This window comes from Brenneria sp. g21c3 (genome assembly GCF_040240345.1).
In the GTDB taxonomy this organism is placed as follows: Bacteria; Pseudomonadota; Gammaproteobacteria; order Enterobacterales; family Enterobacteriaceae; genus Brenneria.
Window position 1 is genome coordinate 25,668 of record NZ_JBEIAB010000017.1, and the last position, 14,853, is coordinate 40,520.

The 14,853-nt window shown below is 53.5% G+C and carries 14 protein-coding genes; 8 read left to right on the plus strand and 6 right to left on the minus strand.

All coding sequences use genetic code 11. The features are described from left to right. Nucleotides 1-3: 3 nt before the first annotated feature. The 6 genes from malP to ulaG form a co-directional block, all read right to left on the minus strand. Nucleotides 4-2,427 (minus strand): maltodextrin phosphorylase, encoded by a 2,424-nt coding sequence (gene malP, locus ABRZ28_RS19540; protein ID WP_330521234.1) that lies wholly within the window; start codon nucleotides 2,425-2,427, stop codon nucleotides 4-6. A gap of 44 nt (nucleotides 2,428-2,471) precedes the next feature. Beyond that, nucleotides 2,472-3,230 carry a DeoR/GlpR family transcriptional regulator gene (locus tag ABRZ28_RS19545; protein ID WP_319605803.1) on the minus strand — a complete coding sequence of 253 codons (759 nt, stop codon included), beginning with the start codon at nucleotides 3,228-3,230 and terminating at the stop codon, nucleotides 2,472-2,474. A gap of 24 nt (nucleotides 3,231-3,254) precedes the next feature. After that, on the minus strand, nucleotides 3,255-4,085 hold the full coding sequence (gene glpG / locus ABRZ28_RS19550) for a rhomboid family intramembrane serine protease GlpG (RefSeq protein WP_319605802.1): 831 nt from the start codon (nucleotides 4,083-4,085) through the stop codon (nucleotides 3,255-3,257). 160 nt (nucleotides 4,086-4,245) lie between these two features. Continuing rightward, nucleotides 4,246-4,569 carry a thiosulfate sulfurtransferase GlpE gene (glpE, locus tag ABRZ28_RS19555; protein ID WP_330521235.1) on the minus strand — a complete coding sequence of 108 codons (324 nt, stop codon included), beginning with the start codon at nucleotides 4,567-4,569 and terminating at the stop codon, nucleotides 4,246-4,248. Nucleotides 4,570-4,679: 110 nt separating this feature from the next. Then, a complete protein-coding gene (gene ulaR, locus ABRZ28_RS19560; protein ID WP_319605798.1) occupies nucleotides 4,680-5,435 on the minus strand; it encodes an HTH-type transcriptional regulator UlaR in 756 nt (251 codons plus the stop codon). Nucleotides 5,436-5,608: 173 nt separating this feature from the next. Next, complete coding sequence (gene ulaG, locus ABRZ28_RS19565) at nucleotides 5,609-6,673, minus strand: L-ascorbate 6-phosphate lactonase (protein WP_319605797.1); 1,065 nt, start codon at nucleotides 6,671-6,673, stop codon at nucleotides 5,609-5,611. A gap of 428 nt (nucleotides 6,674-7,101) precedes the next feature. Here ulaG and ABRZ28_RS19570 point away from each other — a divergent pair, with 428 nt between their 5' ends. The 8 genes from ABRZ28_RS19570 to ABRZ28_RS19605 all read left to right on the plus strand — a co-directional run bounded on the left by ABRZ28_RS19570 (nucleotide 7,102) and on the right by ABRZ28_RS19605 (nucleotide 14,797). Further along, on the plus strand, nucleotides 7,102-8,505 hold the full coding sequence (locus tag ABRZ28_RS19570; protein WP_319605796.1) for a PTS ascorbate-specific subunit IIBC: 1,404 nt from the start codon (nucleotides 7,102-7,104) through the stop codon (nucleotides 8,503-8,505). Next, the gene (gene ulaB / locus ABRZ28_RS19575; protein ID WP_319605795.1) at nucleotides 8,502-8,810 is read left to right on the plus strand and encodes a PTS ascorbate transporter subunit IIB; all 309 of its coding nucleotides are present in this window, start codon (nucleotides 8,502-8,504) and stop codon (nucleotides 8,808-8,810) included. The genes ABRZ28_RS19570 and ulaB overlap by 4 nt, the downstream gene beginning before the upstream one ends. Before the next feature lie 9 nt (nucleotides 8,811-8,819). Then, nucleotides 8,820-9,287 carry a PTS ascorbate transporter subunit IIA gene (ulaC, locus tag ABRZ28_RS19580; RefSeq protein ID WP_319605830.1) on the plus strand — a complete coding sequence of 156 codons (468 nt, stop codon included), beginning with the start codon at nucleotides 8,820-8,822 and terminating at the stop codon, nucleotides 9,285-9,287. Nucleotides 9,288-9,302: 15 nt separating this feature from the next. Then, on the plus strand, nucleotides 9,303-9,956 hold the full coding sequence (locus ABRZ28_RS19585) for a 3-keto-L-gulonate-6-phosphate decarboxylase UlaD (protein WP_319605794.1): 654 nt from the start codon (nucleotides 9,303-9,305) through the stop codon (nucleotides 9,954-9,956). Between the two features lie 9 nt (nucleotides 9,957-9,965). Then, complete coding sequence (locus tag ABRZ28_RS19590; protein WP_319605793.1) at nucleotides 9,966-10,826, plus strand: L-ribulose-5-phosphate 3-epimerase; 861 nt, start codon at nucleotides 9,966-9,968, stop codon at nucleotides 10,824-10,826. Next, entirely contained in the window at nucleotides 10,826-11,512 is a 687-nt protein-coding gene (locus ABRZ28_RS19595; protein ID WP_319605829.1) for an L-ribulose-5-phosphate 4-epimerase, read from the plus strand. The genes ABRZ28_RS19590 and ABRZ28_RS19595 overlap by 1 nt, the downstream gene beginning before the upstream one ends. Before the next feature lie 353 nt (nucleotides 11,513-11,865). Further along, on the plus strand, nucleotides 11,866-13,365 hold the full coding sequence (glpD, locus tag ABRZ28_RS19600; RefSeq protein ID WP_330521236.1) for a glycerol-3-phosphate dehydrogenase: 1,500 nt from the start codon (nucleotides 11,866-11,868) through the stop codon (nucleotides 13,363-13,365). An 802-nt stretch (nucleotides 13,366-14,167) separates the two neighbouring features. Further along, nucleotides 14,168-14,797 (plus strand): ferredoxin-like protein, encoded by a 630-nt coding sequence (locus ABRZ28_RS19605; RefSeq protein WP_319605791.1) that lies wholly within the window; start codon nucleotides 14,168-14,170, stop codon nucleotides 14,795-14,797. Nucleotides 14,798-14,853: the final 56 nt, after the last annotated feature.

Consider the following 14,853-nt stretch of genomic DNA (forward strand, 5'->3'; position numbering starts at 1 on the left):
TCCTTAACAACGCATCTGCCAAATACGTTTCTGGTAATCATGAATCGCCCGATCCGAGCTGAACATTCCCATCCTGGCTGTATTGAGTACACAACGGCGAGTCCATTCTTCCGGTTCACGATACGTCGCATCCACGCGCTGCTGCACCTGACAATAGGGCGTAAAATCAGCCATAAGCAGATAGGGATCGCCGCCCTCCAGCAAGCTGTCCAACAAGGGCGCAAACGCTTGCTTATCCCCCTGACTAAATGCGCCGCTGCCCAGCTCATCCAGTATTTCCCCCAGTAAAGGGGTTTCGGCGATATAGTCAGACGGGCGGTATCCCTGCGCCTGTAGTGCTTTGACCTGTTCGACCGTATGGCCGAAAATGAACAGATTTTCCGCGCCGACCTGTTGGGCCATCTCGACATTGGCCCCATCCAGCGTTCCCACCGTCAGCGCCCCATTCAGCGCCAGCTTCATATTGCCGGTGCCGGAAGCCTCTTTGCCCGCCGTGGAGATTTGCTCGGAAACATCGGCGGCCGGGATCATCAACTCGGCCAGCGATACGCGGTAATCAGGAAGGAATACCACCTTAAGGCGATCGTTGCAGCGGCTGTCCCGATTAATCTTTTCCGCTACCTGGTTAATGGCGTAAATGATGTTTTTCGCCAGTACATAGCCCGGCGCAGCCTTCGCCCCAAACAGAAAGACGCGCGGCACTATATCCAGATGCGGGTTATCACGCAATTGTCGATAAAGATAAAGAATATGCAGCAGATTCAAATGCTGGCGCTTATATTCATGCAGCCGCTTGATCTGCACGTCAAACAGCGCTTGCGGGTCGAGCGTTACCCCATAATCTTGTTGCAAACGGGCCGCCAGTCGAACCTTATTGCCGTATTTTATCTGCCGGTAACGTTCGCGAAACCCGGCGTCGTCCGCATAAGGCTCCAACCCCTGTAAAGCGGGCAAATTGTTCACCCACTCCGTATCCAGCGAGTCGTCAAGCAACGCGGACAACGCAGGATTACATTGCTTCAGCCAGCGGCGCGGCGTGATACCGTTGGTCACATTGTGAAATTTGTTCGGCCACAGGCGATGATATTCCGGGAACAGGTCTTTCACCACCAGTTCCGAATGCAGCGCCGCCACGCCGTTTACCGCAAAGCAGCTCACCACGCACAGGTTGGCCATGCGGATTTGCCGCTGATGACGCACCGCCAGTTTCGCCCATATCCGGCGGTCGCCGGGCCACTGCCGTTCCACCTGAACGTGAAATTGCGCATCGATTTGCCTGATGATGGCAAGATGGCGCGGCAGCAGCCGAGCAAATAACCGTTCGTCCCAGCGCTCCAGCGCTTCCGGCATCAACGTATGGTTGGTGTAGGCGAAAGTGCGGCCCGTTATCGACCAGGCTTCATCCCAATCCATGTGGTGCTCGTCCAACAGCAGCCTCATTAGCTCCGGGATCGCCAGCGTCGGATGCGTATCGTTAAGCTGAATGACTTCGTAATCGGGCAGTTGCGACACCTTCCGCCCGGCCTGCTGATGTCGGCGCAGAATATCGGCCACCGAACAGGCGCACTGGAAATATTGCTGCATCAGCCGCAGACGCCTGCCCGCCGCGTGATTATCGTTCGGATACAGCACCTTGGTCAGACTGGCCGCCGCAATACCGGCCTGTTCAGCCTGAAGATAACGCCCGGCATTGAACAGCGTCAGGTCGAACGGATGGCGGTGGGTTGCCCGCCAGAGCCGCAGCGGCTGGGTGAAGCCGTTGCGATATCCCATCACCGGTAAATCGCTGGCTTCGCCGCGCAGGTAGAAGGCCGGCAGCCATCGCTCGCCGCCGTCATCCTGCGATTGCAGACTACCGCCGAAACCGACGTCCACCGCCAGCTCCGGGCGCGGAAAGCGCCACGGATAATCCTCGCGTCCCCAGTCATCGGGGGTTTCCTGCTGTTGCCCCTGCGCAAAATGCTGGCGAAACAGACCATACTGATAGTTAAGACCATAGCCGATTGCCGGCTGCCCGACCGTCGCCATCGAATCCAGAAAGCAGGAGGCCAGCCGCCCCAACCCGCCATTGCCCAAACCGGGATCGGTTTCCTGCTCCAGCACGTCGCTCAGGTCGATCCGTTGCGCCGCCAGCACGGCGGCGACATCGTCATACCATCCCAGATTCAACAGGTTATTGCCCGTCAGGCGACCGGGTAGGAACTCCATCGACAGATAGTTGACATGACGCCGTACCGGCTGATCCGGCGAGTCATGCGGCGGAGCGGTAAACAGGGGGTGAGCCGCCAGTTGTTCGGCCAACGCGGCGCTGACGGCGCGCCAGCGCTGCGCCGGCGTCATCAGACTCAAAGAAGAAATACCGAGATACTGCTGTTGGCGAAGTAATGCCGCCGCAAACTGTGATGGGTTAAACGCAAACTGCGACATGGTGCCTCTCCCCTATAGTCCGCCACGGAAAAGGCACGCCTGGATTAGCACAACTCCAACTGCACCTTATATTGTTCAATGATTTTCAGTACGCTAGGTGGCGGTAGTTGATCGGTGAAAAGATAGTCGATCAAATCCATGTTGCCCAGGTTCACCATGGCGTTGCGACCAAATTTAGAATGATCCGTCACTAACATGACACAACGAGAATTTTCAATGATCGCCCGTTTGGTGCGTACTTCATGGTAGTCAAACTCCAGCAATGAGCCGTCCATGTCAATGCCGCTGATCCCCAAAATACCGAAATCCAGACGAAACTGAGAGATAAAATCCAGCGTGGCTTCACCCATAATGCCGCCGTCCCGGCTACGGACTTCGCCGCCGGCAAGGATTAAACGAAAGTCCTCTTTGGCCGTCAGCAACGTCGCCACGTTCAGGTTATTGGTCACCACCCGCAGTTTTTTATGCTGCATCAGCGCATGGGCGACTGCTTCCGGCGTGGTGCCGATATCAATAAACAGCGTCGCGCCATCCGGGATCTGACTGGCGACCTGGCGGGCAATACGCGCCTTCTCTTCAGACCACATCATCTTACGGTCATTATAGGCGGTATTAACCGAACTTGAAGGCAACGCCGCGCCGCCATGGTGGCGGTGGATTTTATTCTGTGCGGCCAAATCATTCAGATCGCGACGAATCGTTTGCGGGCTCACCGCAAAATGCTCGACCAACTCTTCCGTGCTGACATACCCCTGACGACGCACCAGTTCAATGATGGCTTCATGACGTTGTGTTTGCTTCACGTTCATCCCCTAAGCATTCCGGATTTACCGGCGGACGGTTTTATTATAGGTATCCCAAAAGGCCATCAATAACCCAACGACTAATCCCGCCACGTGCGCGGCATTGGCTATCGACATGCCTAAAATATCGAAATATCCGGCTATCAGCCACAGCAGCGCGAAAATCATCATACCCCGCGGCATAAATAAACGTCCGTCCGGCTCCCTTTCTCCCCGCAGCCACACGTATCCCATCAGCGCATACACCACGCCGGACAACCCGCCGAAGTAGATACCGCTAAACCAGGATTGCGCCCAGCCGCTCGCCACCGAGGATATCAGCGTAATCATGAGTAGTTTCCGGGTACCCAGCACTTTCTCCACCGGCCCCCCCAGATACCACCACCACATCAGATTAAACAGGATGTGCAAGACGGAAAAATGCAGCAACGCGTGGCTGAACCAGCGCCACAGCTGTAGTTCCTGTCCGGTATCCGGATAGGACAGCCACGCCATCACCGGCTCATAACCCAAAGCCTGCATCAGCAGGAAAACCATGATAGCGGCGACGATCATCAATAACGTCAACGGCCCGGCGTGCTGCTGCAACGTTTGCAGATAAGAAAAGGATTTATATTGGATACCGGCATTGGTCGATCCCGTCGACCAGCTTGCCGCCTGATAGCGTGGGTTGAGCGGATCTTGCAGAAAAACATCCAGCGCCTGCCGCACTTTCGCCAGTTGCGCCTCATCCGCCAGCCACAGCTCGGCCTCTTGTCCCGTCACACGTATTTCCAGACTGATATTCTGCGTCTGCATGTAATCAACAAACGCCTGGGCCAGACGTAGATTGGATAGGGCTATAACTCGAATCATGGTGGTCTACCGGATAGTTTCGAATACGGGGCGTACTCGACAGTAATATGATGGAAACCATAGATAATAACCCATCAAACGCCAGGTTAAATACCAGGAATGCGCCGTGAAAAGCGTAACGCTCAGGAAAAACCATCAGCGTCGGCGGATAACAAGGGCATCATGCTCCGCTGTCGATCGCCTGCGGGTAGCGCTGTTGCCAGGCTTCAAAACCGCCGTCAACGCTGCAAACCACGTCGAAGCCCAGGCTGAGCAAATACTGCGCCGCGCTGCGACTGCTGATGCCGTGATAGCAAATGACCATTACCGGCGAGGTAAAGTCGGCCTCACGCACAAATTCAGACAGGGTTTCATTACTCAGATGTATCGCGCCGGGTACATGCGCGGCGGCAAAGCTCTGCGGATCGCGAATATCGACGATAATCTCCCCCTGTCGCCAGCGGGAATACGCATTTTCAATATCAATCGCTACAAATTGTTCCATTAAGCGTTATAACCTTGATTAGTCACCAGGCACCTACGAACAGGGTATCATTGTAACCCGTGAAACATCGCATGAAACCCGGCAAACCATAGGGTTATAACAAAATCCTCTTAAACCAATATCACTTCCACGTTCAGTTCGCGAAGCTGCGCCACTATCTGCGCATTAGCCTGTTTGCCAGTAATCACCACGTCGATCTGCTCCACCCGGCTGAACAGCATGCCGGCGCGTTCGCCGATCTTGCTGCTGTCCACCACCACCGCCAGCTTGCCGACATAGTTAAGCATCTTTTGCTCCGCCATCGCGGTCAGCATATCGGTTTTATACAACCCTTCCACCGTCAGCCCCTTGCCGCTGGTAAACATCCAGTGTCCGGCATAAAGACTGGCGTCCCCTTCCTGCGGAGCCAGGGTAATGGACTGGCTTTTATTGTACTGCCCGCCCATGATGACGACGCTGTCGTGCTCTTGTTCAATCAGGTAATTCGCCAATGGAAGGTAGTTGGTGATCACCTGAACGTCTTTGCCGCAGATCTCCTGCCCCAGCAGAAAAGCCGTCGAGCCGCAGTTAATCACCACGCTCTCGCCCGGACGACACAACTGCGCCGCCGCTTTGGCGATACGCATTTTCTCATCCAGATTGTGCGCCTGATAAATATTGAGCGGCGTCCAGGCCGGGCGCGGAACATTGACGGCTTCGGCGCCGTTGCGAACTTTCCGCAGCTTCCCCGACTCGTCAAGCTTATTGATATCACGCCGGGCGGTGGCGGGCGAAACATCAAAGCGCTCAATCAGGTCGGCAACGGTCAGTTGCCTTTGTCGCTGCAAGAAATCAAGGATGGCGTTATGGCGCTGAGATTCGGTCATACTGGCCCCGCTAAATGGATTCTGACCACCGATTATAATGAGCGCTTTCGGTAATTTGAATCATAACTTGTCAAAAGTACGCACGGGATAGCGTCTACGGATAACGATACGAAGAACAAACGAGGGGTAAAACGGGCGGACCACGCCGCCCACGAACCACGCATCCAGTGCTTTTACAGGAAAGATTTAAACGGTAAATCCGGCTCCAGGGTAAAGCAGTCATCAAATCCGCGCGGGTAGTGATACTCCAGATTATCTTTATCCTGAGGCCAGGTGAATTTGCCGCCGACCTGCCAGATAAAGGGCTTGAAATCATACTTCAGGCGATCTTTCTTCATTTCCCACAACACGCGGATTTCCTGCGGATCGGCTTGAAAGTTGGACCAGATATCATGATGGAACGGAATGACGACTTTGGCATTCAACGCCTCGGCCATGCGCAACATATCGGAACTGGTCATTTTATCGGTGATGCCGCGCGGGTTCTCGCCATAGGAGCCAAGCGCGACATCGATCCGATGCTCGTTCCCGTGTTTGGCGTAATAGTTTGAATAATGGGAATCCCCGCTGTGGTAAAGATTGCCGCCCGGGGTTTTGAACAGGTAGTTCACCGCCCGTTTATCCATGCCGTCAGGCAGCACGCCGGCGGCTTTTTCATCGACCGGAAGCGTAATCAACGCGGTGCGATCAAATGCGTCGAGCGCATGAATTTCAACATCTTTAATCGTAATCACATCGCCCGGTTTCACCACGATGCAGCGTTCACGCGGCACGCCCCAGCCGATCCACAGATTGACGCAGCTTTCCGGGCCGATAAAGGGGACGTTGGCGTCGCAGTTTTTCATCACGGCGGCGGCCACGTTCACATCGATATGGTCGTTATGATCGTGCGTCGCCAGTACCGCATCGATTTGGCGAATGGCGAAAGGATCAAGAACAAACGGCGTGGTGCGCAAATTGGGCTGTAATTTTTTCACGCCGGCCATACGCTGCATCTGGTGACCTGACTTCATCAGCGGATTACCGTGGCTCTGTTTGCCCGTGCCGCACCAGAAATCCACACAAATATTCGCTCCCTCTTCCGACTTCAGCCAGATGCCGGTGCAACCGAGCCACCACATGGAAAACGTTCCCGGCGCCACCTGTTCCTGTTCTATCTCTTCATTCAGCCAGGTTCCCCATTCCGGGAAGGTACTGAGAATCCATGACTCACGGGTAATGCTCTCGATTTTACTCATAGTGTGAACCTCATCATCGATCGGTTTGGCGTAGGATTGAATAAAAAAACCAGTAAATGATCACTTGGTGAAAACTAATGATTTTATTTTGAGAATTTATCACCGTTTTTTGATGGTGACAATCGACTATTTCACAAACAAGGGCGGCGGATTTTCATCGCGCTATTTTACGGCAAATGAGAAACATCGATTTAAAAATGATTAATTACATGAAAAGTAACGACAAAAAATATTACTTCGCTTTTTTATCTGAATACCCTCGTCATCATAAACGATATTTGCGAAGCCAATCACAAATAATCAATAAACGCCTTTTTGTGATTATTAATGATTGTTAGAGTGTTCTGGCCCTACAAAAAATACCTGCCGCGCCGGCGCAATTCGAATACGGCGCCCAACAGGATGACCAAAGGCCGAACGGAGTGCTTATGGAAACCCTCTATAATATCTTTACGATTTTCTTTAATCAGGTCATGACGAATGCCCCGCTGCTGCTGGGGATTGTGACGTTCCTCGGTTATCTGCTGCTGCGCAAAAGCGCCACCGTCATCATTAAAGGCACGATCAAAACGATCATTGGCTTTATGCTGTTACAGGCAGGCTCCGGCATTCTGACCGGCACGTTCAAACCCGTCGTGGCGAAAATGTCCGACGTATATGGCATCAGCGGCGCCATATCGGATACCTACGCCTCCATGATGGCGACCATCGAACGCATGGGCGAAGCCTATAGCTGGGTCGGTTATGCGGTATTGCTGGCGCTGGCGCTGAATATCGTTTACGTCCTGCTGCGCCGGCTCACCGGCATCCGCACCATCATGCTTACCGGCCACATCATGTTCCAGCAGGCGGGGCTGCTCGCCGTATTCTTCTATATTCTCGGCTACCCGATGTGGACCACCATCATCTGTAGCGCCGTACTGGTTTCCCTCTACTGGGGGATTACGGCGAACATGATGTATAAACCGACGCAGGCGGTGACGGATGGCTGCGGTTTCTCCATCGGACACCAGCAACAGTTTGCGTCCTGGCTGGCTTACAAGCTGGCCCCCTATCTGGGGAAAAAGGAAGAGAGCGTGGAAAGCCTGAAACTTCCGGGCTGGCTGAATATCTTCCACGACAATATTGTCTCCACCGCGATCGTCATGACGGTATTCTTCGGCGCGATCCTGCTCTCCTTTGGTCTGGACGTCGTGCAGCAAATGGCGGGAAAAACACACTGGAGCATTTATATCCTGCAAACCGGTTTTCAGTTTGCCGTCGCCATCTTCATCATCGTGCAGGGCGTGCGGATGTTCGTCGCAGAATTATCCGAAGCGTTTAACGGCATCTCCCAGCGGTTGATTCCCGGCGCCGTGCTGGCTATCGACTGCGCGGCTATTTATAGCTTCGCCCCCAATGCCGTGGTCTGGGGATTCATGTGGGGTACCATCGGTCAGTTAATCGCCATCGGCATCCTGATCGCTATCGGCTCCCCCATCATGATCATTCCCGGCTTTATTCCCATGTTCTTCTCTAACGCGACCATCGGCGTCTTCGCCAATCACTTTGGCGGCTGGCGGGCGGCGCTGAAGATCTGTCTGGTGATGGGCATGATTGAAATATTCGGCTGCGTCTGGGCGGTAAAACTGACCGGCCTCAGCGCCTGGATGGGCATGGCGGATTGGTCGATTCTGGCGCCGCCGTTAATGCAGGGATTGACGCTTGGCCTGTGGTTCATGAGCGTCGTTATCGTAATTGCCTTAATTTATATGGTCTTTGCCAGCCGGACATTGCGGGCGGAAGAAGACGCTGAAAAGAAACTCACCGAGTCCATGGAGAAATCATTATGACAGTACGAATTCTGGCCGTATGTGGTTGCGGACAAGGCAGCTCAATGATCATGAAAATGAAAGTGGACCAATTTCTAACGCAGCAGGGTGTCGACCACACCGTAAACAGCTGCGCCGTAGGCGAATATAAAGCGGAACTGAGCGGCGCGGACATCATCGTGGCTTCCACGCATGTCGCCGATGAAATCACGGTCAGCGGCAATAAATATGTGCTCGGCGTACGCAATATGCTTTCCGCCGCCGAGTTTGGGCCAAAGCTGATGGACGTCATCAAAGCGCACTTTCCTGCGGACTTAAAGCAATAAGGAACGATGATGAAGCTACGTGATTCTCTGGCGGAAAACCATTCCATACGCCTGCAAGCCGAGGCCAGCACCTGGCAGGACGCGGTGAAAATCGGCGTCGATCTGCTGGTCGCCGCCGATGTCGTCGAGCCGCGCTACTACCAGGCCATTCTGGACGGCGTAAAGCAATTCGGCCCTTATTTCGTTATCGCTCCCGGCCTTGCCATGCCCCATGGCCGACCGGAAGAGGGCGTCAAGAAAACCGGGTTTGCACTGGTCACCCTGAAAACGCCGCTGCCCTTTAATCATGCCGATAACGATCCGGTCGACATTTTGATCACTATGGCGGCGGTCGACGCCCATACCCATCAGGAAGTGGGCATCATGCAAATCGTGAATTTGTTTGAAGATGAAGCCAACTTTGACCGTCTCCGCGCCTGCCGCAGCGAGCAGGATGTCCTGAATTTGATTGACCACGCCGCCGCCGCGGCATGCTGATTAAGGAGTTTAGCGATGTCTCATTTACCCCTATTGCAAGTTGCGCTGGATAACCAAACGCTGGCGGATGCTTACCGCACCACCAGACTGATTGCCGAAGAAGTGGATATTATTGAAGTGGGTACCATCCTGTGCGTCGGCGAGGGCGTGCGCGCAGTGCGCGATCTGAAAGCCCTTTACCCGCATAAAATCGTGCTGGCGGACGCGAAAATCGCCGACGCCGGAAAAATTCTGTCGCGCATGTGCTTTGCCGCCGACGCAGACTGGGTCACCGTCATTTGTTGCGCGGACATCAACACGGCGGCCGGCGCGCTGGAAGTGGCGCGCGAATTCAACGGGGATGTCCAGATCGAACTGACCGGGTTCTGGACCTGGGAACAGGCGCAAGCCTGGCGCGATATCGGCATCCGGCAGGTGGTATATCACCGCAGCAGGGATGCGCAGGCCGCGGGCATCGCCTGGAGCGACGCGGATATCAGCGCCATCAGACGTCTGGCCGACATGGGCTTTAAGGTCACCGTCACCGGCGGCCTGGCGCTGGCGGACCTGCCGCTGTTCAAGGGGATCCCCATTCATGTGTTTATCGCCGGCCGCAGCATCCGTGATGCGGCGGATCCGGTAGACGCCGCTCGTCAATTCAAACACAGCATCGCCCAGCTCTGGGGATAAGGTGATCTCATGCTCACGAAAACCGTCCCCCTCGGCATTTATGAAAAAGCGCTGCCGCCGGGCGAAAGCTGGCTGGCGCGGCTGCAACTGGCGAAAGAGCTGGGCTTCGACTTCGTTGAAATGTCGGTGGATGAAAGCGACGACAGACTGGCCCGGCTTGACTGGCGTCGTGAGCAACGCCTGGATCTGGTCAACGCGATTTCGGTGAGCGGCATTCGCGTTCCGTCCATGTGCCTGAGCGCCCATCGGCGCTTTCCTTTAGGCTCGGAAAATGACGCGATCCGCGATCGCGGACTGGAAATCATGTTCAAGGCCATTCGTCTGGCGCAGGATGTCGGTATCCGGGTTATTCAACTCGCCGGTTATGACGTTTATTATCAGCAAGCCAACGATCTGACCCGCGAGCGTTTTCGCAACGGGCTGCAACTGGCGGTGGAAATGGCCAGCCGGGCGCAGGTCACGCTGGCGATGGAGATTATGGACTATCCGCTAATGAACTCCATCAGTAAAGCGCTGGGCTATGCCAACTATCTGAATAATCCGTGGTTCCAGCTTTATCCTGATATCGGCAACCTGTCGGCATGGGATAACGACGTACAGATGGAACTGAAGGCAGGGAAAGGCCACATCGTCGCCGTGCATGTTAAAGATACCCGACCGGGCGTGTTCAAAAATGTGCCGTTCGGAAGCGGCGTGGTTGATTTTACCCGCTGCTTTACCACGCTGCGCGAAAGCGGCTACTGCGGTCCTTATCTGATCGAAATGTGGAGTGAAACCGCTTCCGACCCGGTTAAAGAAGTTATCGCCGCGCGTGACTGGGTCAAGCAACAGATGAGCCGCGCCGGCTTGCTGGTGGAGGAAGTCGCATGATGCAACAGTTAAAACAGCAGGTTTTTGCGGCGAACATGGCGTTGCCGCGCCACGGTCTGGTGACCTACACCTGGGGCAATGTCAGCGCGATAGACAAGCAGCGGCAGTTCATGGTGATCAAACCCAGCGGGGTGGCTTACGAGGTCATGCAGGCAGACGACATGGTGGTGGTGGATATGCAGGGCAAGGTGGTGGAAGGAAAATATCGCCCCTCCTCCGATACCGCCACGCATCTGGAACTGTATCGCCGCTATCCGCAAATCGGCGGCATCGTCCATACCCATTCCACCCATGCGACCGCCTGGGCGCAGGCCGGGCTGGCGATCCCGGCGCTGGGCACCACCCACGCCGACTATTTTTATGGCGATATTCCCTGTACCCGTCCGCTAACTTCGCAGGAGGTTGAAGCGGAATATGAAAAAAATACCGGTATCGTGATTGCTCAAACAATCGGAGACGGCAATCCGCGTCACACTCCCGGCATTATCGTTTATCAGCATGGTCCTTTCTGCTGGGGCAAGGACGCGGATGAAGCGGTCCACAATGCGGTGGTGATGGAGGAAGTGGCGAAAATAGCGTGGATTGCCTGTTCCATTAACCCACGGCTACGCCCGATCGACGGCTATCTGATGAATAAACACTTTCACCGTAAGCACGGCCCCAATGCCTATTACGGGCAGCGGTAAGCCTATAAACCCCGTCCGGCGCCGATCAGAATCGGCGTATTTTTGACTGTCCTGGGAAAAAAGCCCCACGGAAGGGGATGCCTGCGTATCAAATTCGCTGACATGACAGTTTTGGGTCGCTCGCCGAAAAAACGACGTCCGCAGGCAAATTGACGGCGCATTATTCGCCGTTACTTTGCCCTCGCCTTTCTTTTCGCCTTTAATACCCACTTTTTTAATGTGACAATTATCGTCAATTTGTTACCTTCATCACGCATAAATGTTTTTATTTGGTTAACTATTGGCTACTTTGTTTGTTTACGATTATTATAATGCTCGAAAACGAACATTTAATTTTACGGTGGAGGAACAACGTGGAAACCAAAGATCTGATTGTGATCGGCGGCGGCATCAACGGCGCCGGCATCGCCGCCGATGCCGCAGGGCGTGGATTATCCGTCCTGCTACTGGAAGCGCAGGATCTGGCCTGCGCCACTTCCTCCGCCAGTTCTAAATTGATTCATGGCGGTTTACGCTATCTGGAACATTATGAGTTTCGTTTGGTCAGCGAAGCGCTCTCCGAACGTGAAACCCTGCTGAAAATGGCGCCTCATATCATTTTCCCCATGCGCTTTCGCTTGCCGCATCAGCCGCATCTGCGCCCGGCGTGGATGATCCGTATCGGTTTGTTTATGTACGACCACATTGGCAAACGCGTCAGCCTGCCGGCCAGCAAAAGCGTGAAATTCGGCGTAGGCTCGGTATTGAAGCCGGAATTGACCCAGGGTTTCGAGTATTCTGACTGTTGGGTGGATGATGCGCGTTTGGTGGTGCTGAATGCGCAGGAAGCCGCTAAGCACGGCGGCGAAGTGCGTACCCGCGCCAGGGTCGTCAGCGCCCGCCGCGAACAAGGAGTGTGGGTGGTTGAAGTCGTCGACTCACTCAGCGGGGAAACGCTCACCTGGCGCGCCAAAGGTCTGGTCAACGCCACCGGCCCGTGGGTAAGGCAATTTTTTGATGACGGCTTACAGCTAAAATCCCCCTATGGCATCCGTCTGATCAAAGGCAGCCATATTGTCGTCCCTAAAGTCCACGATCAGCCGCAGGCCTACATTCTACAGAATAAAGATCATCGCATTGTCTTTGTGATCCCCTGGCAGGATGAGTTCTCCATCATCGGCACCACCGATGTGGAATATCACGGCGATCCCCATCAGGTAAAAATCGATGAGGGCGAAATCGACTACCTGTTGGACGTCTATAACGATCACTTCAAACAACCGCTCAGCCGTCAGGATATTGTCTGGACCTATTCCGGCGTGCGTCCGCTGTGCGATGATGAATCAGATTCTCCGCAAGCCATCACCCGCGATTACACGCTGTCGGTTAGCGATGAACAGGGTCAGGCACCGCTGTTATCCGTATTCGGCGGCAAGCTGACCACCTATCGCAAGCTGGCGGAGCATGCGCTGGATAAATTAGAAAAATACTATCCTCAGGCGGGCAAAGCCTGGACCAAAGACGCCGTGCTGCCCGGCGGCGATATCGCCGGCTCGCGTGATGAATATACGGCCGCCCTGCGCCGCCGCTTTAATCTGCCGGAAGCGCTGGCCCGCCGCTACAGCCGGACATACGGGTCGCACAGCGAGTTGATTCTGGCGAATAGCAAGGGACTCAGCGACCTGGGCGAACATTTTGGTCATGATTTGTATGAAGCGGAATTGCGCTATCTGGTGGACAAAGAGTGGGCTGTCGCACTGGACGATGTGATCTGGCGCCGTACCAAATTGGGTATGTGGTTAAATGAATCGCAGCAACAGCGCATCAGCGAATGGCTGGATACATACCGCCATCAGGCGGCAAAAGTCGATTAATTCCTCTCCAGCAAAACGTTTACATCTTCGTAAACGTTTTGCATCACCAAATCGTATCGACGCCGTTTTCCCGTTATTTCTCACCATCAAAATCGCTTATCCCCCAGCCGAAACCGCGCGTATATCATTTTTAATCCATCCCTTTATTTTCATATATTACGAGATAAATCAAAAAAGAATATTATTCCAGCCCAATCAATTCCCGATATTCCCGCCTCCACTGACATGCCAAAAAATAACAAACAAACAACTATTATTAACCATTAATAATATTATTTAACCTAAATGACGAACTATACATTCTTATCACAAAAAATATTTATTAATTATTTAACCTTTAGCCTTCTAAATAATAATAAGAATCAATAAGCATAACTATATTAAAAACAAATAATTTATAAGACATTAATCACATAATAAAAAAAATTATAACCACAGGATAAATAAGGTTAATAAAAAAGATAAAAATGGCATATAGTAAAAGGCGTGACCTACCGTGAAATAGGGTCGTCATTAGGGTATGAAAAGTCATTATATGTGCCGCTGAACATCGGATCGGTAGCAAATTGATCGGATGCCATTGGTGAAATTAAACAGGAAACGCCAACCGTTATTCACATAAATATATAACGATATTCAAATCAGGTCGCCTCTTTATTTTCAGCCGATTTTATCTTTGACATTTTGCTATAGGTTTTATTTATGCTTATTTATTCCTGATAAGTTTCAGCACGCGGGTGGTGACGCCTCTGCAACTTGAAAGTTAAAGGGGATATTCGGGTATGCGGGGGATAAGAATTAAATGCCTAATCAGGTTGAACGTCCTTTACTGGATCTGGGATTAACAAGACTGGAGTTCCTGCGCATTTCAGGCAAGGGCCTGGCAGGAATAACTATCGCGCCGGCGCTGCTGTCCTTATTGGGATGCAGACAAGAAGACATCAACAGCGGCAACGTCGGGCTGACCACCACACCGAAAGGCGTACTGGTGACGAAAAGAGCCCGATGCACGGGCTGCCACCGCTGTGAAACCGCCTGCACCGCCTATAACTACGGCAGCGTTGGCTCCTTCTTCTCTCGGGTGAAAATCCACCGTCATTTTTATTACGGCGACGGCGGCATCGGCTCCGGCGGCGGGCTGTATGGCGACCTTAATTTCACCACCGATACCTGTCGACAGTGTAAAGACCCCGAATGTATGAAGGTCTGCCCGATAAAAGCCATCGCCTATAACGAGGAACGCGGCTGTATAACTGTCGATGACCGACGCTGTATCGGTTGTTCCGCCTGCACTACCGCCTGTCCGTGGATGATGGCGACAGTTAATCCGCAGATCAAAAAGTCCGGTAAGTGCAATTTATGCGGAGAGTGCGCCGCCGCATGCCCTACAGGCGCATTGAGCATCATCGACTGGAAAGAGATTACGGTTTAAATCACCCGGCTTTTATCGCTATCCATTTATCGGTGACGATGCCCCACATGCAGGAA